The sequence below is a fragment of the Paractinoplanes rishiriensis genome (assembly GCF_016862375.1).
Lineage (GTDB): Bacteria > Actinomycetota > Actinomycetes > Mycobacteriales > Micromonosporaceae > Actinoplanes > Actinoplanes rishiriensis.
On sequence record NZ_BOMV01000017.1, the window covers coordinates 19,521 to 41,960 of the forward strand.

The following is a 22,440-nucleotide window of genomic DNA, read 5'->3' on the forward strand; positions in this document are numbered from 1 at the left end:
GGGTGACGGTGGTGGTGGTCGGAGCCGGGATCGCGGGCCTGGCCTGCGCCCGCGAACTGGTGGACGCCGGGGTGCCGGCCCGGGTGATCGAGCGGGACGGGCAGGCCGGCGGCCGGCTGGCGAGCGATTGGATCGGCGGGCGCTGGGTGGACACCGGCGCGGCCTACCTCACCGCCGACGATCCTGCCTTTCTCGGCCGGCTGCAGAGCTGGCGGATCGCCGGGCTGGCCCGCCCGTGGACCGACACGTTCCGCGGTCAGCACGGTCCGCCGGCGTTGCGCTGGGCCGCGCCGGGCGGGCTGCGCAGCCTGGCCGCCGACCTGGCCCGCGGCCTGGAGATCACGCTGGGCACCGAGGTGACGTCGCTGCCGGACGCGGACGCCGTGGTGCTGGCCATGCCGGGCCCGCAGGCGCTGCGGATCGCCGACCTGCCGGCCGCCCGGGAGCAGATCTGGACGCCGGTGGTCACCGCGATCCTGGAATATCCGGAACGCACCTGGCCCGATTTCGGCGGCGCGTTCGTCAACGACCACCCGGTGCTGGCCACGATCTGCGACGACGGCGACCGGCGCGGCGACCGGGCTCCGGTGCTGGTCGCGCACTCGACGGCGGCGTTCGCCCGCGCCTCGGCCCCGGCCGGGGAGGCCCTGGTCCACGCGGTCGCCGAGGCGCTCGGCCTGACTGCCGCGCCGCAGGTCACCATCAAACATTGGCCGTACGCGCAACCGCGTCCCGGGCACGGCGGTTTCGCCAGGTCGGGCACCACCTACCTGTGCGGGGACGCGTTCGGCCGGCCGCGCGTGCAGACCGCCTGGCTGTCCGGCCGGGCCGCCGCCCGGGCCATCTTGGGAAAGCCCGGCATTCAGAGCACCGAGCGATAGACCGCCGTGGTGTCCTCGGCGATCCGCGACCAGCTGAAGTGCTCGACCGCCCGGCGCCGGCCGGCCCTGCCCAGCTCGGCGGCCCGCTGCGGGTCCTGCAGCACCCGGGTCAGGGCGGCGGCCAGGTCGGCCACGAACTTGTCCGGCTCGACCGGGGTGCCGGTGCCGTCCGGCAGCTGGTCGACCGGCACCAGCACGCCGGTCTCGCCGTCGGCCACCACCTCGGGGATGCCACCGGTGGCGGTCGCCACCACGGCCGTCTCGCAGGCCATCGCCTCGAGGTTGACGATGCCCATCGGCTCGTAGATCGACGGGCAGACGAACACGGTGGCGTGCGTGAGCACCTGGATGACCTCGTGCTTGGGCAGCATCTCCTGCACCCAGATCACGCCGTGCTCGTCGCGGGCCGCGCGCAGCTGCACGGCCAGCGCCTCGACCTCGGCGGCGATCTCCGGGGTGTCCGGCGCGCCGGCCAGCAGCACGATCTGGGCGTCGGCCGGCAGGTCCTGGCAGGCCCGCATCAGGTAGGGCAGGCCCTTCTGCCGGGTGATCCGCCCGACGAACACCACGCTGGGCCGGCCCAGGTCGATGCCCAGCCGGTCGATCACGTCGGTGCCGTGGTCCGGCCGGTACTGTTCGGTGTCGATGCCGTTGTAGACCACCCGGATCCGGTCCGGGTCGACCGTCGGGTAGGCGGTCAGCACGTCCTTCTTCATGCCGCCGGAGACCGCGATGATGGCGTCCGCATTTTCGATCGCGACCCGCTCGCAGAAGCTGGACAGCGCGTAGCCGCCGCCCAGCTGTTCCGCCTTCCACGGCCGCAGCGGCTCGAGGCTGTGCGTGGTGACCACGTGCGGCACGCCGTGCAGCAGCTTGGCGGTGTGCCCGGCGAAGTTCGCGTACCAGGTGTGACTGTGCACGATGTCCGTGCCGGCGCAGCCGGACGCGATCGCCAGGTCGATGCCCATGGTGCGCAGCGCCGCGTTGGCGCCGGACAGCTCGGCCGGCTCGGGGTAGGCCGTCACCCCCGGCTCGGTCCGCGGTGCGCCGAAGCAGTGCACCCGGACGTCGGCCAGCGCGCGCAGGTCGCGGGCCAGGTATTCCAGGTGGACTCCCGCACCGCCGTAAACCTCGGGCGGGTACTCGCGGGTGATCAGATCGACGCGCAACGATGGTGGAGCGGATTCGGCCACGTACCGGAGCCTAGTCGCTCGGCGGGAACGCGGCGCCGCGCCGCGCAAGATCAGGTAGTGTGACAGCCGCCGGGGCCCGTCACAGCACGTTTGCGGCGAGCTGCACTCTTCGGCTGGCGTTCGGGCTGGCGGAAAGTTAGCGTCCTTCCATGGCTGTCAAGGTGCTTGCGATCGTTCTGGCCGGTGGTGAAGGTAAGCGCCTGATGCCCCTGACCGCCGACCGGGCAAAGCCCGGCGTCCCGTTCGGTGGCATCTACCGCATGATCGATTTCGTGCTGTCCAACCTGGCGAACGGCGGTTATCTCAAGATCGTCGTGCTGACCCAGTACAAGTCGCACTCGCTGGACCGGCACATCACGAAGACGTGGCGGATGTCCACGCTGCTCGGCAACTACGTCACCCCGGTGCCGGCGCAGCAGCGGCTCGGACCGCGCTGGTTCGCCGGCTCAGCCGACGCCATCTATCAGAGTCTGAACCTGATCAACGACGAGAAACCCGACTACGTCATCGTCTTCGGCGCCGACCACATCTACCGGATGGACCCGAAGCAGATGGTCGAGCAGCACATCGCCTCGGGCGCCGCGGTCACGGTCGCCGGCATCCGCCAGCCGAAGACGCTGTCCGACCAGTTCGGCGTCATCGACGTGGCCGAGGACGGCAGGCGGATCCGCGCCTTCCGGGAAAAGCCGCGCGACGTCGACGGCCTGCCCGGCTCCCCCGACGAGATCTACGCGTCGATGGGCAACTACGTCTTCACCACCCGGGCGCTCTGCGAGGCGGTCACCAAGGACGCGCAGGACCCGGACAGCAAGCACGACATGGGCGGCAACATCATCCCGATGCTGGTGGAGCGGGGCGAGGCCAACGTCTACGACTTCCGCGACAACGACGTGCCGGGCAGCACCGACCGCGACCGCGGCTACTGGCGCGACGTGGGGACGCTCGACTCGTTCTACGAGGCCCACATGGACCTCATCGCGACGCTGCCGATCTTCAACCTCTACAACCACGACTGGCCGATCTTCACGAACTACGGCTCGTGGCCGCCGGCCAAGTTCGTGCACGGCTACGACGACCGGCAGGGCCGAGCCATCGACTCGATGATCTCACCCGGCGTGGTGGTCTCCGGCGGGCTGGTCGAGGGATCGGTCATCTCGCCGAACGTGCGGGTCAACTCGTGGGCGCACGTCGAGGGCTCGGTGATCATGGAGGGCGTCTCGGTGGGCCGCCGCGCGGTGGTCCGCAACGCCATCATCGACAAGAACGTGGTGATCCCGGAAGGCGCCCAGATCGGCGTCGACCTCGACCGCGACCGCAAGCTCTACACGGTCTCCGACAACGGGATCGTGGTCATCGGCAAGGGCCAGCAGGTCGAGTTGTAGGTCGCGCTCAGCGCCGCTCGCGCAGCGTCTGTGAGGGCGGTACGCCGAACCGCTGCCGGTACGCGCCGGCGAACCGGCCCAGGTGAGTGAACCCCCAGCGGTACGCCACGTCGCTGACGTTGACCTGCCACGGGTCCGACCGGGACAGTTCGGCGTGCACGCCGTCCAGCCGCAGCCGCCGCAGGTAGGCGAGCGGGGGCATGCCGACGTGCTGGCGGAAGGCCTCCTGCAGCACCCGGACGCCGACCCCGGCGATCCCGGCGAGTTCGCCCGCGGTGAACGGCCGCCACGGCTCGGCGTGCATGGCGTCCAGCGTGCGTTTGACCGTGCGCGGGCGGCGCGGCCCCTGCAGGCCGGCGGGCTCCTCCTCGCCGTACGGATGCTCGACGGTGAGCGCGAGCCCGCTGATCACCATGTCCCGCCAGCGGGCCGCCATCCGCGGCTGGCCGGCCAGGCCGCCGGTCGAGCACAGCTCCGAGTGCAGCAGCCGGACCAGCGCGGCCCAGGTGCGGCCCGGGCCCTCGACCAGGTCGAAGCTGGCGCCGAGCAGCAGCGGCGTGACGATCTGCTGGTCCAGGGCGGCGTCCAGTTCGCGTTCCAGGGCGGCCCGGTCGACCTTGACGCTGAGCAGCCGGCAGTCGCCGGGCCACTCCAGGTCGATGTCGCCCACCGGGCGGTAGACCGCGGCCCGGGTCTGGTCGGCGATCACGGTGGCACCGCGGTGCCTCGACCGCAGCGCGCCGGCCAGCGGCGCGAGCACGTGATAGGCCACCTCGAGGTCGGCGATGCTCAGGTGCACGTCGGCGCCGTAGCTGATCTCACCCACCGTGATCGGGCCGAGGGTCACCACGTCGCCGGAGAAGGCGAACCCGCTGCGGTCGCCGACCGGGTTCATGTGCAGCGGGCCGTAGAACAGTTCGCGGCAGAACGCCCGGGCCTCGTCCACGTCGGTCGTGCGCAACGCGACGTGGACGGGGCTGTCGGAACCCGTGGGGCCCGGGCGCGGGGGGTCGCCGCCGACCATGCCGTCCACCCTAGACCCGAAGGCGGGTGGCCGACATTGGTCAGGCGGCGGCTACCCCCGCCGGCCAGGTGAATTCGGCGACGGCGCCGCCACGCACGTCAACCTCGGCGAGCGGCGTGACCGGGTCACGCCACACGGTGTACCGGCCGGCGGGGAGACTGTCGATCACCACACTCCAGACCGCACCGCCCCGCACGTAGCGGGCGCGGACCGCCGCGTGCGTGCGGGTGGCGGGGTCGGACACCGGGCTGACCTCGATCTCGTGCCCGTGCAACCGGCCCGGAGTGTGGATCACCAGGGCGCCGATGTCGGCTCCGATGTTGAGCATCACGGTGCCCTGACCGGACGGCGCCATGGTGTGGTGCGTGTGACTGTGCGTGTGACTGTGCGTGTGTGTCGTCACGGCTCGTTGAACCCGTCGAACGGCGTACCCAGGAAGGGGAACTTCTCCAACAGCCCGGAGCTGACGTTCTTGATGCTCAGGCCCTGTTCCACCAGACCGGCCGCCTCGTCCGGCTCGAAGGCCTCGTCGACAAGCGCGAACGTGACGCCCGCGATGGCCCGGATGGAGATCGACACCACGTCGTCGGAGATCCGGCGGCCGTTCGGGAAGCCGGCCAGGTCGCCGGCGAGCAGGCCGAACCCCTTCGGCTCCTTGGCCGGCGGCACCGCGGTGTTGAGCCGCAGCATGTCCGCCTTCACGTCGCCGGTGGCGTTCTGGAAGTTCTCGATCAGGCCGTCCGGGATGCCGGTGAGCAGGATCGCCACCAGGTCGGCCCGGGCCGTGCCCTTCTCGTTCAGCTCGGCCAGGTTGTCGAACAGGCCCGGGTAGAGCACCGGCAGCAGGCCGGCCAGCTCGGGCTTCTCGACGAACTCGGCGAACCGCTTGTCCTCGGACGGCGGCAGGCTGTTCCACTTGTCCTTCTCGGCCATCGGCACGATGACCTCGTTGAACAGCGGGTTGCCCAGCCGGGACACCTGCACCTGCGGGCCGACCTCGACGTCCGCGTCCTTGCGGTCGCCCCGGCGGACCTGCACCTGGCGGCGGCTCGCCGACGTCCAGATGCCGATGACCGCCTCCGGGTCGCGGCCGCGCACGCTCTTCTTGCCGTCCCGGCGCACGTCCTTGAGCGGCACCTGGATGGCGATGCTGTGCACGTTCAGCTTGTCGGTGGCGTTGACCGCCTTGCCGGCGTAGTTGAACAGTTTCTGGCCGACCAGGTGCTTGTCCTGGAACGGGCGCAGCGTGCCCAGATCGAAAATGGAACCGAGGTCGACGAAGAACGCGTCGGCGCGCTGGCCGGCGAACACCTTTTCGCCGGTCTTCAGCTTCTTGACCGCGTCCGCGGCGAGCTTCTCGTAATCGGGAATGGAGATTTTCCCGACGTTGCACGGCGGGCAGGGCAGCTTTTCGGCCAGCACCTTGCTCTTGCCGTGCGAATCCACCTTGGTGACCGAGTAGAACTGCCGGCGGTTCCAGTTCTCGTCGTCCAGCGACTTGATCTGGCCGGTGTTGTAGAGGAACGTCTTGTCGTTACGCAGTTCGGTGCGGAACCGGAACTGATAGGTGACGTCCGGCCGCGCGTCGCCGTTCGAGTCGATGTGGATTTCGTAGAGCACATCGTCGCCGAACTCGAAGAAGTTCGGGCCGCTCGCCGGCAGCTGCAAGGGCACGTAGTTCGCGATGATCGTCACGGTGTCCGGGTCGTCCGGGCTGACGAACGCGTACAGGTCGGAGCTGTCCGCCACCGGATCCTTGCTGATCTCGGGGGCCTCACGATGCGAAGACATTCGGTAGTTCCCCTTTTCAGCGTTTCACGGCTTTGAGCAGACGCTCGGCGAGCTTCTTGTCGGTCAGCGTCGTTTTCGACCCGCCGGAGAAAATGTCGAAGGTGCCCTTCGAGGCGTCGCGCAGGGAAATCACCAGCGGCTGGCCGTCGTCCGCCCCTGGGGTCTCGCCCGCCAGGCTGAGGCCGGCGACGCTGACGCCGGCCACACCGACACCCGCTGTCGCGGCTATCGCGAGTACCTTGCGGCGTGACAGACGGTTGACCGCCCGGCTGCCGTAACGAACACGACTCATGCTCGGCCTTTCGTTCTTTCCAAGAAACTCTCGGACGGGCTTACGGCGTCGACGCCCATCAGTACGAAGGCCGAACCCTTACGGTTCAACGGTTTTCCCGCCTTCTGCGGAGCAATCCACCAATCGCGGCCCAGAGACAGGCGCCGATGCCTACGGCCAGCGCACCTGCAATGATGCCGTGACCGAGGGTGACCTGGCTCTCATCACCCACCGGAGTGAGGGCCTGGGCCTCCGCCGGCTCCCCGGTCACCGGTGCCGCCGGGCTCGTCGCGTTGACGGCCGGCTTCGCGACGGCCGGAGCCTTGGTAGCGGTCTTCGACGGTGCCGGTTTCGGGGCTTTTGTGGCGGCGGCCTTGAAGACCAGGTCCGAGCAGGAGTAGTACGTGTCCGGCGTGCTGGTGTTCTGCCACACGATGTAGAGGATGTGCCGCCCGGTGCGGTCGCTGGGCAGCTTCGCGCTCATCACGTACGCGCCGCTGCGTACCGGCGGATCCTTGACCTCGGCGATCGGCTTGCTCGCCAGGTCGTCCCAGCCCAGCTTCGCGCCCGGGTCGAACCCCTGCTTGGTCAGATAGATCCGGAAGCTGCCCTGGTGCGGGATCGTGGTGCGGTACTTGATCGCCAGGGTCTTGCCGCCGGTGACCGTGGTCGACGGGAAGTCGTCGCGGGCCAGGTCCAGCCCCCGGTACGCGTCGATCCCGCCGCTGCACAGCCGGCCGTCCGGCACCGCCCTGCGGTCGTTGCCGTCGACGCCGGGCAGCCGCAGGTTGTCGAAGCTCCCGATCGGGCCGCCGTTGGCCTGCCGGGCGGCCTTGCAGGCGGCCGAGCCGGTCACCGTGCCGCCGTTGCCCCCGCAGGCGGCGGTCCGGCTGATCGGTGTGGTGGGCGCGCCGTGCGCGTACGCGGGCAGCGCCGGCACCAGGGCGATCATCCCTACGGCGGCCATCCCCACGGCAAGTCGGCGGATCATGACGTACTCCCCTGAAGCTCGGGTGCGGTGCTCGGGCGGGCTCCGCAGGGTGAAGTACGCAGATCCGTGGTCCGTCGTTCACCCCCACCGTCGATGTGATTGCATGGCGGGGCCCCGTCCAACCGCCCCACCATCGCCCGAACCGGACTAAAGACCCATCCCAAACCGGAGGAAAACATGGAAAAGCCCGAGATCGGCCCGATCCAGGGCGACCCGCCCGCCGACCTGGTGATCGAGGACATCGCGCCCGGCGACGGTCCGGAGGCCGGCCCCGGTCAGTACGTGACCGTGCACTACCTGGGCGTCTCCTTCTCGAACGGGGCGCAGTTCGACGCCTCCTGGGACCGCGGCGAGCCGTTCTCCTTCCCGCTGGGCGGCGGCCAGGTCATCCAGGGCTGGGACCAGGGCGTCGCCGGCATGAAGGTCGGCGGCCGGCGCAAGCTGACCATCCCGCCGCACCTGGGTTACGGTGCCCGCGGGGCCGGCGGCGTGATCAAGCCGAACGAGACCCTGATCTTCGTGGTGGACCTGCTCGGCGTGCAGTAAAGAGGTGGGCGTGACGTCGTTCGCCGTGGCCGGCGCGGGTTGGCGGGCCACGGCGTTCTGGCGTCTGGCCGCGATGCTGGACGGCCTGACCTGCCTGGGTGCCGTGGTCCGGACGCCGCGCAAACTGCCGGTACCCACCTTTCTCTCGCTCGACGAGTGCCTGACCGCGACCCGGCCGGACTTCCTGGTGACCGCGCTCCCCCGCGCGGTGAACCCGGCCGTGCTGACCGAGGCGGTGCGCCGCGGCGTGCCGGTGCTGTCCGAGACGCCGCCGGCCGGCGACCTGCCGTCGCTGCGCACGCTCTGGTCCGAGGTGGGCGGCTCCGGCCTGGTGCAGGTCGCCGAGCAGTACCTGCTGATGCCCTCGCACGCCGCCCGGCTGGCCGCGGTCCGGGCCGGCGCGATCGGGCAGCCGTCGCAGGTGCAGGTGTCGTCGACGCAGCTCTACCACGCGGTCTCGCTGATCCGCGGCTACCTCGGCGCCGGCCGGAGCCCGGTCACCGTGCGGGCCACCCGGCACACCGGCCCGCTGGTCGACCCGCTGGCCCGCGGCGGCTGGACCGACGACCCCGCCCCGAAGCCCGCCACCACCACGATCGCCATGCTCGACTTCGGCGGCGGCCGGTCCGGACTGTACGACTTCACCGACCACCAGACCCGCAACCAGCTGCGGTTCCGGCGCCTGCTGGTGCGCGGCAGCCACGGCGAGTTGCAGGACGACGAGGTGCTGCGGCTGGCCGGTCCGCGCACCGTCGTGCGGACCCCGCTGGTCCGCTTCCGGCGCGACACCGACCACATCACACTCGGCGACACGGTGCTCTACCGCAACCCGTACCGGGGGCTGCGCCGCACCGACGACGAGCTAGCCACCGCCGCCCTTCTCAATGCAACAGCAGACTGGGTACGCGGGGCAGGCCCGCCCCCGTATCCGCTGGCCGAGGCGATGCACGACCAGCAGGTGGCGCTCGCCATCGAGGAGGCGGCCGACACCGGGCACACCGTCACCACCACCGCCGAGCCGTGGTCCGCATAGGTCAGGTATCGAACACAGCAACCCCGGTGTGGAACGTGCCGTCTACTCTGACGTGGTGCCCGGCCGAGAGGTGGCTCCGGCAGCCACCCACCAGGAGACCCCCGCCGCTGACACATGCACCGGACCGCCCGCGGCCCGCCACAGTGGCGGCAACCGGGAGCTGGCCGCGACGGTGACCGAGCCGGCCGCGCCGGCCGCGACGCCGCCGGTGATGCGGGCCATGGCGGCCGGCGGCAACCGGGCCCTGGCCGCGTTCTTCGAACGCCCGGCCGCACCGGAGGGCTTCCGGCAGGCGGTCGAGTCGAGCGGCTCCGGCCAGGAACTGCCGGACGGCCTGCGGGCCGAGGCGGAGACTGCGTTCGGCGCCGACTTCTCGGACGTCCGCGTGCACCGCTCCGACGCGGCGGCGCACGCCGCGCACCAGGCCGGAGCCCGCGCCTTCACCCTCGGGCCGGACATCTACCTCGGCGCCGGGCAGTCGACCGGCGACCGGCAGCTGATGGCCCACGAGCTCACTCACGTCCGGCAGGGCGGCGGCCCGGCGGCGAGTTCCTGGGTGTCCGACCCGGCCGACCCCGCCGAGCGCGAGGCCGAGGCGGTCGCCACGCGCTTCACCGACCGTCGCGAGCTGCCGCCGATCACCGGCGGTGGCAGCACCCCGGTCGTGCTGCGGACGCCCGAGGGGCACAAGACCCCGGCCGAGCTGATCGACAGCTTCACGTCCTGGGGCAACCTGGACGAGGACGCGCTCGGCCGCCGGCTGTTCGACCTGGCCTGGATGTCCGCCAGCCACTACGGCTTTGTCGGTCAGGTGCTCGACGCCCTGGACGACGGCGACCGCGACGACGTGACCAGCATGTTCGTCCGCTCGGCCCGCGACGATAACCTCGACCAGTTCGCCCAGTCCGACGGCGGCCGGGCCATGCTCAAGCGGATGATCCGCGAGCTGGCCGGCGGTTTCACGGCGGTGCACGAGGGCGCCGAGGCGGTCCGGCTCAACAACGCGGTGCGCCGCGCGGAGGGCGCGGCCGAGGGCGGGGTCCGGGCCGGCGAGCAGCTCGCCACCGCCGAGAACGAGGCCCGGAACGCGCCGGTCAAGGCCGAACAGGTGCCGGCCCTGCCGGCCGCGGAACTGGCCGACCGGGCCCGGCTGCTCGAGGCCGTGCTCGACAAGATCCTCGCCGAGCACCCGAAGGACGACGCGGTGGGGCAGGCCGTCGCGGCGGTACGCGGCCGGCTCGCCGCGGTCCGCGCGCAGGCGGCCACCGACCCGGCCGCGGCCAGCGCCCCGATCGTGGTCGGCCAGCGCATCGTGGAACGCTGCCAGCGCGACCTGGCGCTGCTCGACGCCCAGCTCGCGCACTACGCAGGGGGCAGCGCCGATCAGGCGAGCGCACCGGCCTACACCGCGGCGACCACCCGGGTGCGGACGCGCTACGTCGAGGCCCTGACCGCGGCACTGACGCCGGGCGCGGAGGGGGCGTTCGCGGTCGCCCAGGCGTCCGCGGCGGCCCTGCCCAAGGCACTGACCGAGGTCGACCTGGGCATCATGTCCAAGCGGCAGGGCGGCTACGAGCTGCTCAACCCGCGGGTGGCACAGATGACCGAGTGGGCCACCTGGATCCGCGGCCGGCTGGCCCAGCTGGACGTCCAGGCCCGCGAGCTGGCCGCGGCGCGCGAGGCCGGTGCCGCCGACGTCACCGACCGCGAGAAGCGCTTCGCCGCCGCGGTCGAGATGATCCAGCTCAGCATGGAGGGGGTCAACCACTGGGACCGGGCGGTGCACGGGTACGAGGCACTGGCCGGCAACTTCAACGTCGTCCTGAGCGGCTACGAGGACGTCGTCGCGCTGATGAAGCGCCTCGCCGGGCTGCGTGACCTGGCGTTGGGCAACGACCTCGACGGCCTGCGCGCGGGGCTCTCGCAGTACCGCGCCGACCCCGCCGTCGAAAAGTTCTACACCTCGATACCGGACCTGATCCGCACCTCGAGCCTGATCACCGGCTTCGCCATCCTGCTGATCGCGACCGTCGCCACGGCCGGCGTCGGTGCGCTGGTCGCGGCCGGCGAGGGCGCGACGATGCTCGCGGTGGCCGGGTCGGTCGCCCTCGAGACGGTCACCTTCACCACCGTCCAGCGTGGGCTGAGCGGCATGATCGCGCCGCAGACCACCCCGCTGCTGCTCGACCTGATCATGAACGCTGGCCTGTTCGGCCTGCTGCGCGGTGTCGGCGAGGGGGTCCGGACGGCGATGGCCGCCCGTGGCTTCGGCACCATGGCGATCGGCGCGGCCCAGCACGCCGCCGCGTTCCCGATCCTGCAGGCCTGGGGCACGGTGCACTTCCGGATCGAGGAGGGCCGCTGGCCGACCGCCGACGAGTTCGGGGTCATGGCGCTGGAAAGCCTGGTCATGTACGCGGCGCTGAGCGTCACCGCCCGCTCGGTCAGCAACATGATCGGCAGCCGGCGGCAGCTGGCCGCGCTGGAGCGGTTCCACGCCAAGTACGGCACCGATCTGGCCCAGATCGAGGCCGGCCGGGCCAAGCTGGCCGAGCAGATGCGGACCGCCCTGGCCAGCGGCAAGGCCGAGGATCCGGCGGTGATCGAGCCGCTCCGCAAGCAGGCCGCCGAACTCGACGCGAAACTGCGCACGATCGTCGAGTCGGTCCGCGGCGACACCGCGATCGGCGCCGATGCGCTGCGCAAGGCGATGGGCGACCTGGCCCAGGAGCAGGCGGCGATCAGCGGTGAGTTGCTGACCAGGTCGTTCGAGCTACCCGAGCGGGTCGGGCTGCAGCGCGGCGGCGGGCTGAGCCAATACACGTACGAGGCGGGCACCACCCAGGTGCTGGTGGACAGGATGAAGGCGCTCGGCGCCTCGGTCACCGAGACCGTCGACGCCAGCGGCCGCCGGGTGGTCACCGCGCAGGTGCAGGCGCAGCCCCCGATGTTCTTCGCCGAACGGTCCACCCCCGCCGATCTGCAACCGCGACTCGTGAAGCTGGCCGGGCTGATCGACAAGCCGGGTTCCACGAACGCCGAGCGCGCCGAGGTGATCAACCAACTGCGCACGCCGACCGGCAAGGAGCGGGGCGAACTCGAGGGGTTCGCCCTGGACACCGTGGTGGCCGAGAACCAGAAGGCGGTCGCCGACCTGGTCACCCAGCTCACCGCGCAGAAACCGGACGTGATCGTCGGCATGGTCCGCGGCGGGGCCTTCCTGACCGACGTCCTCAAGGCGGCCAGCCCCGACCTCGCCGGCCGGGTCCGCACCATGCAGGTGCACCGCAACCCGGATCCGAAGCAGAAGGGCGGCAAGTTCGAGGACACGGCGATGCAGGCCGAGTTCCAGGCGCTGATCGACGGCGGCGCCAAGAACATCGCGGTGGTCGACTACTACATGGGCGGCACCACCGGCCGCTCGCTGCGCGACCAGATCTTCAAACCGCTCGCGGAGAAAAACCCGGGCGTGACGTTCGAGACCCACTGGATCCGCGAACGGCTGGGCTTCGAGCAGCTCGACCCGGCGGGCGGTATCACGATGCAGCCGCGCAGCGGCCAGATGAAGAAGGGCGCCCCCAATGCCGACCGGATCACGTCCGACGAGCAGGCGGTGCGGATGGCGCTCGGCGACGACATGGAGGTCGCCTTCAACCCCGCCTCGACCGAGCCGATCACCATCTTCGACAAGACCGGCCGGATCGTCCGGGTGATCTACCCGAAGCCCGGCCAGACCACTCGCGACGTGCTCATCGAGCTACTCAGTCAGAAACCGGCGGGTCCGTGAACGAGTGCACCAGGCCGGTGCGGTCGAGGAACGCCTCGACCTGCGGGTCACCGGGCGAGTTCCGTTCCAGGTCGTAGGTGATGTTGAGGAAGACGGCCGGGAGCTCGCCGCCGGTGATCGGCTCGACGAACTCGCGGTCCACGTCCTTGTCGTCGAAGTCGTCGTCGGTGAGCAGCGAGAAGATCCGCCAGCCGGCGAACACGCCGCGCTCCAACAGCGGGTCGAGCGCCGCCTTCATCTCGGCCACCTGCGCGATCACGGCGCCGGTGTCGCGGCCGGCCATCGGGAGCACGTAGATCCAAGCCTGGAGCTTCACGCGATAAGTTCACCACATCAGGGCCCGCAGGGCGCGCTCGGCGTCGACGGCGACGCTCACCCGCGTATCCGTGCCGTGGGACGGCCTCGACCCCCACCTGCCCTGCTCCCGGAAGACCTCGGCCTCGACCCACGTGAAAGCCCCGGGGTCGAGCGCGGCGGCCGCGGCCAGCGGGTCGTGCAGCAGCTTGCCCTCCGGCCGTTGCCGCAGGTAAGCGTCCATCGCCTCGACCGCGAGCCGCGCACCCGGGGTGAGTTCGTCGCGGTCTCTGAGCCGGGCCTGCAAGGCCCCGTCCCACGCCACGCCGTGCGTGACGTTCTTGGCGACCAGCAGGCGTTCGCTCACCCGGGGGCTGCTCAGCGCGAGCATCGCCGCCTTGGCGTCATGCCCGAAGTTGTAGGACTCCTGGGTGACGGCCCCGGCGAACTTGGCCAGGCGGTCCGCCGGCGGCACCATGTTGTCGCCGGCGAAGCCGCCCTGCGCAACCCAGCGACGCACCCGCGCGACGGGATGCCGGGTGAGCAGCAGCCGCAGGTTGTGCAGCGGCGCGCCGGTGATCAGCGTGGTGTCGCCGGTGAGTACGTCGGCGAGCAACTCGTGCGCGATCGCGTCCGGCCGGCCGGCCGGCAGATCGCCGAGCCAGTCGGTGTGGAACGCGGAGACGGCGTCGCGGTCCGAGTCAGGGACCCGGGCTCCGACCGGTGCGGCATTACCGAGGCGGCGCAACACGTGCCGCACCACCCCGATCTGTGCCGGGGTGCCGGGGTTCACGGTGACCGCCGTCACGCGGACCCGTGGGTGCCCGGCCAGCAGGCAGAGCGCGAGCACGTCGTCCGGGTCGCGGGTCTCCATGTCGAACGCCACCAGCATGGCGTCCATCCTCCCGGTCGGCACGGTCACCGGCGCGGGAAGCGGGCTCCCGGCAGCGGGCGGCAGACCGAGCGGTCCGGGACCGGCTCGGCTCGGGCGGGGCCTTTGCGCTCGTCACCCAGGCCGGCGCCGGGGCGGCGGTCGTGCGGCCCCGGCTCGAGTGGCTCTCCGATCGGCGTCACCGGTCTCCCTTCAGGGCGGCGCAGCCCTTCTCGTCCGGCAGCAACGGGCGGAACGTGATCGACCACTTCTTGCCGCCGTGGGTCCACGGGGTGATGGCGGTCGCGTCCTTGGCAACGGCTAGGACCTTATCCTGATCGGCTCCAGTTACCACCACGCAGCCGAGGCCGGTGTTGGCGTTCAGGGTCTCGCCGGGCAGCGCGGGGCCGGGCCACGCCATCTCCGGGTTCTCGATCGAATCGCCGGGCGCCACCCACGTGCGGGTGATCGCGGCCAGTTCCTGGGGCTGGTAGGCCACCGCGGCGGGCATGCCCTCGGCCGAGGAAAGACTGACCAGAGTGTCCACGTACGCGGACAGCTTGGTGCGCGCGGCGCGCTGGTCGGCGGTGAGCATCGGGTCACTGGCCTGCGCCTCGCTCAGCGCCTCGGCGCTGACCGTCTGCGGGCCGGCCGCGGTGACCACGGTGACCCGGGTGGCGGGTGCGTCGGCGACATTGGGGCGGCCGAAGTCGGCGCCGCTCTTTACGCCGGCCTGTTCGCCCTGCTCCACGAGCTGCCGGAGCTGGGCCGGGCTGATCGTCTGCACCTGCACGTTGGGCAGGGCGGCACCGGGATAGATGGCGGGGACCGGGCCGTTGGTGATCACCCGGCCGTCGCCGTAGACGCTGACCGACGGCAGGGCCCCGGCGACGTGCTCGACGGGGACGAACCCGCCGACGTGCTCGACCCTCAGCACGAGGTCGCCGGCACCCTGGGGGGAGGTGGCGGCTTTCTCGAGCGGGCCCGGCGCACCGGCCGCGGAGTTGGCGGCCGACTGCGCACATGCGGTGAGCAGGAACAGGGGAACGGCGGCGGCGATCAGGGTGCCGCGGAGACGAGTCATGCCGTCTTCGACGAGCGGGGCGACCCCCGGGTTCCGGGCCGCCATCACTTTTCGGTCGAAAGGTGGTGGCCGGCCCCGGCGATCCGGGACCGGCCACCCTTTCTATCGGGGGGCGGAGCGGAAGATCATTTGACCGAGCCCAGCGACAGCCCCTGCACGAGCTTGTCCTGCGCCGCGAAGCCGGCCACCAGCACCGGCAGCGACACCACGAAGGCGGCCGCGCACAACTGGGCCAGGAACAGGCCCTGGCTGGTCACGAAGCTGGTCAGAAAGACCGGCGCGGTCTCCGCCACGGTGGCGGTCAGCACCCGGGCGAACAGCAACTCGTTCCAGCTGAAGATGAAGCAGATCAGTGCGGTGGCGGCGATACCGGGCATGACGACCGGGGCGATCACCGAGCGCAGCGTCTTGGGCAGGTTGGCGCCGTCCATGGCCGCGGCCTCCAGCATCTCCACCGGCACCTCGGAGAGGAAGGAGCGCATCATCCACACCGCGATCGGCAGGTTCATCGAGGTGTAGAAGACGATCAGCAGCCAGATGTTGTCCAGCAGGCCGGTGTTCTGCGCGAACAGGTAGAGCGGGAGCAGGCCGGCCACGATCGGCAGCATCTTCGTGGACAGGAAGAAGAACAGCACGTCGGTCCACTTCTTCACCGGGCGAATGCTGAGGGCGTACGCGGCGGGGAAGCACAGCAGCAGCACCAGCACCGTGGAGAGCACGCTGGCGGTCAGCGAGTTCAGCAGCGGCGGCCAGGGCGAGGCGCCGCCGGTGAAGAACTCGCGGTAGCCCTCCAGGGTGAGCGGGGCGAAGGCCGCGGGCGGGTTGGTGGCGGCGTCCGCCTCGGAGTGGAACGAGGTGAGCACCATCCAGAGCACCGGCAGCACGAACAGGATGCCGATGATCCAGGCCAGCAGGGTGAGCCAGGGCCCGCCGCGATCTTTTTTGCGGGGGACGGCTGGTGCCGCGACTGCGCTCATCGTCCGGCCTCCTGCTTGAAGAGCGACGACACCGTACGCAGGGCGAACGTCGCGATGATGATCGTGCCGAGGACGACGATCACGGCGGCCGCGGACGCCCGGCCGTAGTCGTGGGCCTGGTAGAAGATCTGGTAGATGGTGTACGGCAGGTTCGCCGTGCCCAGCCCGCCCGACGTGATCGTGAAGACCGCGTCGAAGTTCTGCACGATGTAGATCGAGCCGAGCAGCGCACCCAGTTCCAGGTACTGCCGCAGGTGCGGGAGCGTCATGCTGCGGAAGATCTGCCAGCCGCTGGCGCCGTCGATCCGGGCCGCCTCGATCACGTCCAGCGGGCGGCCCTGCAGCCCGGCCAGCAGGATCAGCATCATGAACGGGGTCCACTGCCAGACCAGGGCGAAGATGACCGCCCACAGCGGCATGTTGCTGATCCAGTCGGGCTGCGGCGGGTTGTCCGAGCCGAACAGGCCCCAGATCCAGGTGAGCGCGCCGTTGAACAGGCCGTACTCGGGGTTGTAGAGAGCGTGCTTCCAGATCAGCGCGGCCGCCACCGGCACCACCAGGAACGGCGCGATCATCATGGTGCGCACGGCGCCGCGGCCCCGGAACTTGCGGTCCAGCAGCAGCGCGATCCCCAGCCCCAGCAGCAGGCTGATCAGCACCACACCGGCGGTGAGCAGGATCGTGGTCCAGACCGCGTCCCGCATGTTGACGTCGGTGAAGACCCGCTTGAAGTTGTCGAAGCCGGCGAAGCCGACCTCCTCGGGGTAGTAGGCGTTCCAGTCCATGAACGAGATGACCAGGGTGGCCACGAACGGCAACTGGGTCACCACGATCATGAAAATCAGCGCGGGCAGCAGCGGTGCCCGGCGGGCCCAGGCGGCCGAGCGGCGGGCCGCCGACGGCGGCGGCGGTTCGGTGTCGACGCGGGTCTGCTCAGCGACCGAGGTCATGACGGATCACCCCTGCTCACGGGATTGGTAACGCTCGGCCACGTCCTCGGCGAGCCGCTGGCCGCGTTCGAGGGCCTCGTCGACGCTCATCTGCCCGGCGATCGCCGAACTCACGTACTGCGACACCTGGGTGCCCAGGTCGGTGAACTCGGGGATGTCGACGAACTGGATGCCGATCGCGGGCCGCGGCTGCACGCCGGGGTTGCGCGGGTCGGCGCTGCTGATGGCGTCCCGGGTCGGTTCGGCGAACGACGCCGCGACGCCGAGGTAGTCCTGGTTCTCGTAGGTCGACGCGCGCTTGCCGGCCGGGACGCTGGACCAGCCGACCTGCTGGCCGACCAGTTCCTCGTACTGCCGGCTGGACGCCCAGGAGATGAACTTCCAGGCGTTGTCCTTCTTCTCGCTGGCCTGCTGGATGCTCCACGACCAGGCGTACAGCCACCCGGCGCTCTTCGTCTTGAGGACGGGCGCCGCCACGTACCCCATCTTGCCCTTGACCGGCGAATCGTCGGCCTCGAGCGAACCGGCCGCGCTGGTCGCGTCGTACCACATCGCGGTGTTGCCCTGGACCATGTTGTTGAGGCACTCGGTGAAGCCGGCCTGCGGCGCGCCGTTCTCGCCGTGCGCGCGCACCAGGTCCACGTAGAACCTGGTCGCCTCGGTGAATTCGGGCGCGTCGACCTTGGGGGTCCAGTCCTGCTCGAACCAGGTGCCGCCGAACGTGTTGACCACCGTGGTGAGCGGGGCGAAGATCTGGCCCCAGCCGGGCTGCCCGCGCAGGCAGATGCCGCGCATGCCGGGCTGCTTGTTGTCCACCCGGGCGGCGATGTCGGCGACCTGCGGCCAGGTCGGGTTGGCCGGCATCTGGATGCCGTTGGCCGCCAGCACGTCCTTGCGGTACATCAGGAACGACGACTCGCCGTAGAACGGCTGGCCGTACAGCTTGCCGTCGTCCGCGGTCAGCGACTGGGTCATCGGCGGCAGGATGTCGGACTGGTCGAACTGGGTGTCGGCCGCGACGTACTCGTCCAGCGGGGCGATCCACTTCGACTTCGCGTAGATCGGGATCTCGAAGTTGCTCAGCGAGGCCACGTCGTACTGGCCGGCCTGGCTGGAGAACTCCTGGCTGATCTTGTCGCGGACGTCGTTCTCGGGCAGCACCGTGAAGTTGACCCGGATGCCGGTCGACTGGGTGAAGTTCGCCTCGGTGAGCCGCTGGAGGTCGATCATCTGCGGGTTGTTCACCATGAGGACGTTGATCGTGTCCGGCCCGCCCCCACCCGGACCGCCGCCCCACCCCGCGCACCCGGTCAGCGTCGCGGCGAGGGTGGCGATGACGGCGACCGCGAGTGCCGGCCGAAGACGCGTACGTGACATGGGGCCTCCCCGTCGAGGCTTGCGTCGTCACCGGCAAATGTGATGCCGGTTACACACCGGCCCCCAGTAGATGCCTGAGATCGACACAATGTCAACCGTTCGTCACGCTCCGCTGCATAAACGGACGTCAACGCATCACCGGACGTCCTAAATCGACACGACGCGGGCCTTCCGGCCGAACACCTCGACCACGTCGCCGGGGTGCAACTGGCGCCCGCGACGCACATCTACCTCGCCGTTCACGGTCACGTCGCCGGAGGCGATCAGGATCTTTCCCTCGCCGCCGGTGTCGATGAGATCCGCCAGCTTGAGGAACTGTCCGAGTCTGATCATGTCGCCGTCGATCGGCACGTCACGCATCCCGCCATCTTCGCCGACGAGCCGGAAAAAGATGTGGTTGGCGGTTGAACCTTTCCGCGGTGAGATCCGAACTACCCGTCGTGAGGAACTTCCGGATAGCCCAACGGGCGGCCCTCCCCACCATGGCCGCGGTCCTCGGCGCGCTCTTCGCCACCCCGGCCCTTGCCGACGTGACGGTCTCCCCCAAGACCGCCGTGCAGGGCAGTGGCGACAACCTGACCTTCACCGTGACCAACGACGGCACCCAGCCGCTGCAGACCGTCAGACTGACCTGGCCCAAGGACACCCCGGTGGCCGAGGTCTATCCGCTCTCGGTCGACAACTGGGCGCCGCGCATCGACATACAGAAGCTGGCGACCCCGCTCAAGCAGATCCACGGCGCGACGCCGGTGACCGAAGTTGCCGAGTCGATCACCTGGCTCGCGATGCCCGGCAAGGCACTGGCGCCGGGCAAGTCGGCCAAACTGTCGATCGCGATCGGGCCGCTGCCGACGCTCAGCTCGATGAAGTTCACGGTCTACACCACGTACCCCGACGGCAAGGCCGGCCCGACGATGCCTGCCTCGATCGCGCTGGCCCCCGGGGTTGCCGGGCCGAACGGCACCGGCCACCATCCCGGCAACGCAGCCGAGGACGCACTGTTCGCGGACGTCGTCGCCGACGCCACCCGGGGCCCGTCGATCGCCTCGATGGGCGGCTGGGTGTTCGGCGGTCTGGTGCTGATCGGCGCCCTGTTCTACTTCTGGCGCGGCCGGCACCGCGCCGAGGAGGACGACGAGCCGGATGAGGAAGACCGCAAGCAGTCCGAGTCCGCCGAGGAAACCAAGGAGCCGGTGGCGGCCGGCAAATGGAGCCTGAAGGGCTGACGAGGACTCCCGCGATGGTGGACGCGGGCGGAATGTCGTGATGATGCGCGTGGGGCGCGGAACACGACCTGCGAGTGGGGTCAATTGGGCATGACCCGCGACTCGCGGACGAGCCGGGGTGGGAGAAGGCCTCTCCCGCCCCGGCTCGAAATACGTTTCCCGGCCGAAACTCAGACCGAGACGGTCCGCGGTGACTTCAGCGCGTCGATGATCTCGCGTTCCACCCGTTCCGAGTCCGCGTGCGGGACCTGGCAGGTGCCGGCCGCGAGGTGCCCGCCCCCGCCGTAGCGCAGCATGACCTCGCCGACGTCCACCGGCGAGGTGCGGTCGAGGATCGACTTGCCGCAGGCGAACACGGTGTTCAGCTTCTGCCGGCCCCAGATCACGTGCATCGACACCCGGGACTCGGGGAACAGCGCGTACACCATGAACCGGTTGCCGGCGTGGATGACCTCCTCCTCGCGCAGGTCGACCACCACCACGTCGCCGTCCACGTGGCTCACCCGCTTGAGCTGGTCCACGAACAGGTCGGACTGGTCGCGGAACAGGTCGGCGCGCTCCTTGACGTCCGGCAGCGCCAGGATCCCCGCCACCTCGTCGTGCTCGATGCAGGCGTCGATCAGCTGCATCATCAGCTGGTAGTTGGAGATCCGGAACTCCCGGAACCGGCCCAGCCCGGTGCGGCTGTCCATCAGGAAGTTCATCAGCGTCCAGCCCTGCGGGTGCAGGATGTCGTCCAGCGTGTAGTCGGCCGAGTCGGCCTGGTCGACCGCGCGCATCAGCTCGTCGGACACCTTGGGGAAGCGCTTCCTGCCGCCGAAGTGTTCGTAGATCACCCGGGCCGCCGACGGCGCGTCCGCGTCGATCACATGGTTCGACAGGCCGCCCTCGTTGCGCAGGGTCTCCGAGTGGTGGTGGTCGAACACCATGTGCGCGCCCGGAGCGTACGGCAGATTGGTCAGGATGTCGTTGTCGGTGACCTCGACCTCGCCGTCCTGCACGTCCTTGGGGTGGACGAACTTGATCTCGTCGATCATGTCCAGGTGCCGCAGGAGCACCGCGCAGACCAAGCCGTCGAAGTCGCTCCGGGTTACCAGCCGGTACCTCACGTGTCCCCCCTCGGTGCTTTCCGATTAGACCCAGTCTGCCACTTTTGTCGCTGAGGGCCTGGTCGCATCGAGGGATGGATCTGAACCACGGGGTTGGCGCACTGCGTAAGGTTTCCTCGGATGGTTCCAACGGTCGGAGGATTCGCAGACGATGGACAACGCCCCGCAGCTCATTCAGGAGCGCAGCGCCCCACCAGCCACACTGGTGATCTTCGGTGCCTCGGGTGACCTGACCCGCCGAAAACTGCTGCCGGCCGTCGAGAGCCTGGCCCGCCACAACCGCCTGCCCGCCGAGTTCGCGCTCGTCGGCGTCGCGCGCACCCCCATGGCCGACGAGGAGTTCGCCAGCAGCGCGCTGGGTGTCTCCCGCAGCCTCTCGGACAAAGCTCAGCTCCAGGGCGGAATCAGGTACGTTTCCGGCGGCTACGACGACCCGGCCACCTACAAGCGGCTCGCCGAGGTGCTCGACGAGCTGGACGCCACCCGCGGCACCTCCGGCAACCGGCTGTTCTATCTGTCCACGCCGGCCGAGGCGTTCGAGCCGGTGATCAACGGGCTGGCCGGCGCCGGGCTCAACCACGCCCGGGAGGACTCGTTCGCCCGCCTGGTGATCGAGAAGCCGTACGGCCGCGACCTGGAGACGGCCCGCGAGCTGGACGCCGTGGTGCACAGCGCGTTCGACGAGCCGCAGGTCTTCCGGATCGACCACTACCTGGGCAAGGACACCGTGCAGAACGTCCTGGCCCTGCGCTTCGCCAACTCGATCTTCCAGCCCATCTGGGACCGCTCCTGGGTCGACCACGTGCAGATCACCGTGGCCGAGACGCTGGGCGTCGGCACCCGCGGCGGCTTCTACGAGCACGCCGGCGCGATGCGCGACATCGTGCAGAACCACGTGCTCCAGGTGCTCGCGCTGGCCCTCATGGAGCCGCCCGCCTCGTTCGACGCCGAGGGCCTGCGCAACGAGAAGGTGAAACTGCTCCAGGCCATCCGGCTGCCCACCAACCGGGACATCGCCGACCTCGCGGTCCGCGGCCAGTACACCCGCGGCGGCACCCGGCAGGACCTGATGGCCGGCTACCGCGAGGAGGTGGGCGTCGACCCGCTGTCGCGCACCGAGACGTACGCGGCCATGCGGCTCAACGTCGACAACTGGCGCTGGGCCGGGGTTCCTTTTTACGTGCGTACAGGTAAGCGTTTGCCTGCCCGGGTCACCGAGGTGGCCCTGCAGTTCCAGCGCCCGCCGCACCTGCCCATCCCGCAGGACCAGCTCACCGGGCTCGAGGCGGACGCGCTGATCCTGCGGATCCAGCCCAACGAGGGCATCTCGCTGCGCTTCGGCGCCAAGGTCCCCGGCCACTCCTTCCGGGTGCGCACGGCCAGCATGGATTTCTCGTACGAGCAGACGTTCGCCGAGGAATCACCGGAGGCGTACGAGCGCCTGCTCCTGGACGCGCTGCTCGGCGACCCCACGCTGTTCATCCGCTCCGACGAGGTGGAGCAGTGCTGGCGGATCGTCGACCCGATCATCGAACACTGGGCGAACGACCCGTCGCCGATCCCGACCTACGAGGCCGCCTCCTGGGGCCCGACCGACGCCGAGCGCCTGATCGACCGCTCCGGCCGGCACTGGCGCGACAGCCGCTGACCCCG

General features: G+C 70.3%; 22 protein-coding genes. 7 read left to right on the forward strand and 15 right to left on the reverse strand.

The window, feature by feature from the left end:
* The first annotated feature begins 8 nt into the window (after window positions 1-8).
* Window positions 9-881 (forward strand): NAD(P)/FAD-dependent oxidoreductase, encoded by an 873-nt coding sequence (locus tag Ari01nite_RS10765; protein ID WP_203781053.1) that lies wholly within the window; start codon window positions 9-11, stop codon window positions 879-881.
* Here the strand turns inward: Ari01nite_RS10765 and glgA are convergent.
* Window positions 863-2,074, reverse strand: coding sequence for a glycogen synthase (gene glgA, locus Ari01nite_RS10770; RefSeq protein ID WP_239162646.1), 1,212 nt, complete (start codon window positions 2,072-2,074; stop codon window positions 863-865). The genes Ari01nite_RS10765 and glgA overlap by 19 nt on opposite strands.
* A gap of 149 nt (window positions 2,075-2,223) precedes the next feature.
* On the opposite strand from glgA, the gene glgC reads away from it, so the two are divergent.
* Window positions 2,224-3,456: a glucose-1-phosphate adenylyltransferase gene (gene glgC / locus Ari01nite_RS10775; protein WP_203781021.1), complete on the forward strand. Its 1,233-nt coding sequence runs from the start codon at window positions 2,224-2,226 to the stop codon at window positions 3,454-3,456.
* A 7-nt stretch (window positions 3,457-3,463) separates the two neighbouring features.
* On the opposite strand, the gene Ari01nite_RS10780 is transcribed toward glgC, so the two are convergent.
* The 5 genes from Ari01nite_RS10780 to Ari01nite_RS10800 form a co-directional block, all read right to left on the reverse strand.
* A complete protein-coding gene (locus Ari01nite_RS10780; protein ID WP_203781022.1) occupies window positions 3,464-4,480 on the reverse strand; it encodes an AraC family transcriptional regulator in 1,017 nt (338 codons plus the stop codon).
* A 40-nt stretch (window positions 4,481-4,520) separates the two neighbouring features.
* Window positions 4,521-4,835: a phospholipase gene (locus Ari01nite_RS10785; RefSeq protein WP_203781023.1), complete on the reverse strand. Its 315-nt coding sequence runs from the start codon at window positions 4,833-4,835 to the stop codon at window positions 4,521-4,523.
* A 44-nt stretch (window positions 4,836-4,879) separates the two neighbouring features.
* Window positions 4,880-6,271, reverse strand: coding sequence for a DUF4331 domain-containing protein (locus Ari01nite_RS10790; protein WP_203781024.1), 1,392 nt, complete (start codon window positions 6,269-6,271; stop codon window positions 4,880-4,882).
* 16 nt (window positions 6,272-6,287) lie between these two features.
* Window positions 6,288-6,563: a hypothetical protein gene (locus Ari01nite_RS10795; RefSeq protein ID WP_203781025.1), complete on the reverse strand. Its 276-nt coding sequence runs from the start codon at window positions 6,561-6,563 to the stop codon at window positions 6,288-6,290.
* An 85-nt stretch (window positions 6,564-6,648) separates the two neighbouring features.
* A complete protein-coding gene (locus Ari01nite_RS10800; protein WP_203781026.1) occupies window positions 6,649-7,533 on the reverse strand; it encodes a lytic polysaccharide monooxygenase auxiliary activity family 9 protein in 885 nt (294 codons plus the stop codon).
* A 177-nt stretch (window positions 7,534-7,710) separates the two neighbouring features.
* On the opposite strand from Ari01nite_RS10800, the gene Ari01nite_RS10805 reads away from it, so the two are divergent.
* From Ari01nite_RS10805 to Ari01nite_RS10815, 3 genes are read left to right on the forward strand one after another with little or no spacing between them, the layout of a single operon-like run.
* Entirely contained in the window at window positions 7,711-8,079 is a 369-nt protein-coding gene (locus tag Ari01nite_RS10805) for an FKBP-type peptidyl-prolyl cis-trans isomerase (RefSeq protein WP_203781027.1), read from the forward strand.
* A 10-nt stretch (window positions 8,080-8,089) separates the two neighbouring features.
* Window positions 8,090-9,112 carry a Gfo/Idh/MocA family oxidoreductase gene (locus tag Ari01nite_RS10810; protein WP_203781028.1) on the forward strand — a complete coding sequence of 341 codons (1,023 nt, stop codon included), beginning with the start codon at window positions 8,090-8,092 and terminating at the stop codon, window positions 9,110-9,112.
* A gap of 55 nt (window positions 9,113-9,167) precedes the next feature.
* Entirely contained in the window at window positions 9,168-12,899 is a 3,732-nt protein-coding gene (locus Ari01nite_RS10815) for an eCIS core domain-containing protein (protein ID WP_203781029.1), read from the forward strand.
* Here the strand turns inward: Ari01nite_RS10815 and Ari01nite_RS10820 are convergent.
* From Ari01nite_RS10820 to Ari01nite_RS10855, 8 genes are all read right to left on the reverse strand, one after another.
* Window positions 12,874-13,215 (reverse strand): hypothetical protein, encoded by a 342-nt coding sequence (locus tag Ari01nite_RS10820; protein ID WP_203781030.1) that lies wholly within the window; start codon window positions 13,213-13,215, stop codon window positions 12,874-12,876. The genes Ari01nite_RS10815 and Ari01nite_RS10820 overlap by 26 nt on opposite strands.
* 9 nt (window positions 13,216-13,224) lie before the next feature.
* Window positions 13,225-14,085, reverse strand: coding sequence for a nucleoside hydrolase (locus Ari01nite_RS10825; RefSeq protein WP_203781031.1), 861 nt, complete (start codon window positions 14,083-14,085; stop codon window positions 13,225-13,227).
* Between the two features lie 26 nt (window positions 14,086-14,111).
* Entirely contained in the window at window positions 14,112-14,267 is a 156-nt protein-coding gene (locus Ari01nite_RS10830; RefSeq protein WP_203781032.1) for a hypothetical protein, read from the reverse strand.
* Window positions 14,264-15,148: a hypothetical protein gene (locus Ari01nite_RS10835; RefSeq protein WP_203781033.1), complete on the reverse strand. Its 885-nt coding sequence runs from the start codon at window positions 15,146-15,148 to the stop codon at window positions 14,264-14,266. Before Ari01nite_RS10835 ends, Ari01nite_RS10830 begins: the two co-directional genes overlap by 4 nt.
* 125 nt (window positions 15,149-15,273) lie before the next feature.
* Entirely contained in the window at window positions 15,274-16,125 is an 852-nt protein-coding gene (locus Ari01nite_RS10840; protein WP_203781034.1) for a carbohydrate ABC transporter permease, read from the reverse strand.
* Window positions 16,122-17,075, reverse strand: coding sequence for a carbohydrate ABC transporter permease (locus tag Ari01nite_RS10845; RefSeq protein WP_203781035.1), 954 nt, complete (start codon window positions 17,073-17,075; stop codon window positions 16,122-16,124). The genes Ari01nite_RS10840 and Ari01nite_RS10845 overlap by 4 nt, the downstream gene beginning before the upstream one ends.
* A 6-nt stretch (window positions 17,076-17,081) precedes the next feature.
* Entirely contained in the window at window positions 17,082-18,452 is a 1,371-nt protein-coding gene (locus Ari01nite_RS10850) for an ABC transporter substrate-binding protein (protein WP_203781036.1), read from the reverse strand.
* 147 nt (window positions 18,453-18,599) lie between these two features.
* Window positions 18,600-18,812: an RNA-binding S4 domain-containing protein gene (locus tag Ari01nite_RS10855; RefSeq protein ID WP_203781037.1), complete on the reverse strand. Its 213-nt coding sequence runs from the start codon at window positions 18,810-18,812 to the stop codon at window positions 18,600-18,602.
* Window positions 18,813-18,892: 80 nt separating this feature from the next.
* Between Ari01nite_RS10855 and Ari01nite_RS10860 the strand changes: the two genes are divergently transcribed.
* Window positions 18,893-19,678 carry a DUF1775 domain-containing protein gene (locus tag Ari01nite_RS10860; protein ID WP_203781038.1) on the forward strand — a complete coding sequence of 262 codons (786 nt, stop codon included), beginning with the start codon at window positions 18,893-18,895 and terminating at the stop codon, window positions 19,676-19,678.
* Window positions 19,679-19,848: 170 nt separating this feature from the next.
* Here the strand turns inward: Ari01nite_RS10860 and Ari01nite_RS10865 are convergent, their stop codons facing one another.
* Window positions 19,849-20,787, reverse strand: a complete 939-nt coding sequence (locus Ari01nite_RS10865) for an exopolyphosphatase (protein WP_203781039.1) — start codon at window positions 20,785-20,787, stop codon at window positions 19,849-19,851.
* A gap of 151 nt (window positions 20,788-20,938) precedes the next feature.
* Here Ari01nite_RS10865 and zwf point away from each other — a divergent pair, with 151 nt between their 5' ends.
* A complete protein-coding gene (zwf, locus tag Ari01nite_RS10870) occupies window positions 20,939-22,435 on the forward strand; it encodes a glucose-6-phosphate dehydrogenase (protein WP_203781040.1) in 1,497 nt (498 codons plus the stop codon).
* The last annotated feature ends 5 nt before the right edge of the window (window positions 22,436-22,440 follow it).

Excerpts from the sequence above, each read along its gene's own strand:
- glgC (WP_203781021.1), top strand. The coding sequence starts at position 2,224 with ATGGCTGTCAAGGTGCTTGCGATCGTTCTGGCCGGTGGTGAAGGTAAG.
- Ari01nite_RS10780 (WP_203781022.1), bottom strand. The coding sequence starts at position 4,480 with ATGGTCGGCGGCGACCCCCCGCGCCCGGGCCCCACGGGTTCCGACAGC.
- Ari01nite_RS10785 (WP_203781023.1), bottom strand. The coding sequence starts at position 4,835 with ATGGCGCCGTCCGGTCAGGGCACCGTGATGCTCAACATCGGAGCCGAC.
- Ari01nite_RS10790 (WP_203781024.1), bottom strand. The coding sequence starts at position 6,271 with ATGTCTTCGCATCGTGAGGCCCCCGAGATCAGCAAGGATCCGGTGGCG.
- Ari01nite_RS10795 (WP_203781025.1), bottom strand. The coding sequence starts at position 6,563 with ATGAGTCGTGTTCGTTACGGCAGCCGGGCGGTCAACCGTCTGTCACGC.
- Ari01nite_RS10800 (WP_203781026.1), bottom strand. The coding sequence starts at position 7,533 with ATGATCCGCCGACTTGCCGTGGGGATGGCCGCCGTAGGGATGATCGCC.
- Ari01nite_RS10805 (WP_203781027.1), top strand. The coding sequence starts at position 7,711 with ATGGAAAAGCCCGAGATCGGCCCGATCCAGGGCGACCCGCCCGCCGAC.
- Ari01nite_RS10825 (WP_203781031.1), bottom strand. The coding sequence starts at position 14,085 with ATGCTGGTGGCGTTCGACATGGAGACCCGCGACCCGGACGACGTGCTC.
- Ari01nite_RS10835 (WP_203781033.1), bottom strand. The coding sequence starts at position 15,148 with ATGACTCGTCTCCGCGGCACCCTGATCGCCGCCGCCGTTCCCCTGTTC.
- Ari01nite_RS10840 (WP_203781034.1), bottom strand. The coding sequence starts at position 16,125 with ATGAGCGCAGTCGCGGCACCAGCCGTCCCCCGCAAAAAAGATCGCGGC.
- Ari01nite_RS10845 (WP_203781035.1), bottom strand. The coding sequence starts at position 17,075 with ATGACCTCGGTCGCTGAGCAGACCCGCGTCGACACCGAACCGCCGCCG.
- Ari01nite_RS10850 (WP_203781036.1), bottom strand. The coding sequence starts at position 18,452 with ATGTCACGTACGCGTCTTCGGCCGGCACTCGCGGTCGCCGTCATCGCC.
- Ari01nite_RS10855 (WP_203781037.1), bottom strand. The coding sequence starts at position 18,812 with ATGCGTGACGTGCCGATCGACGGCGACATGATCAGACTCGGACAGTTC.
- zwf (WP_203781040.1), top strand. The coding sequence starts at position 20,939 with ATGGACAACGCCCCGCAGCTCATTCAGGAGCGCAGCGCCCCACCAGCC.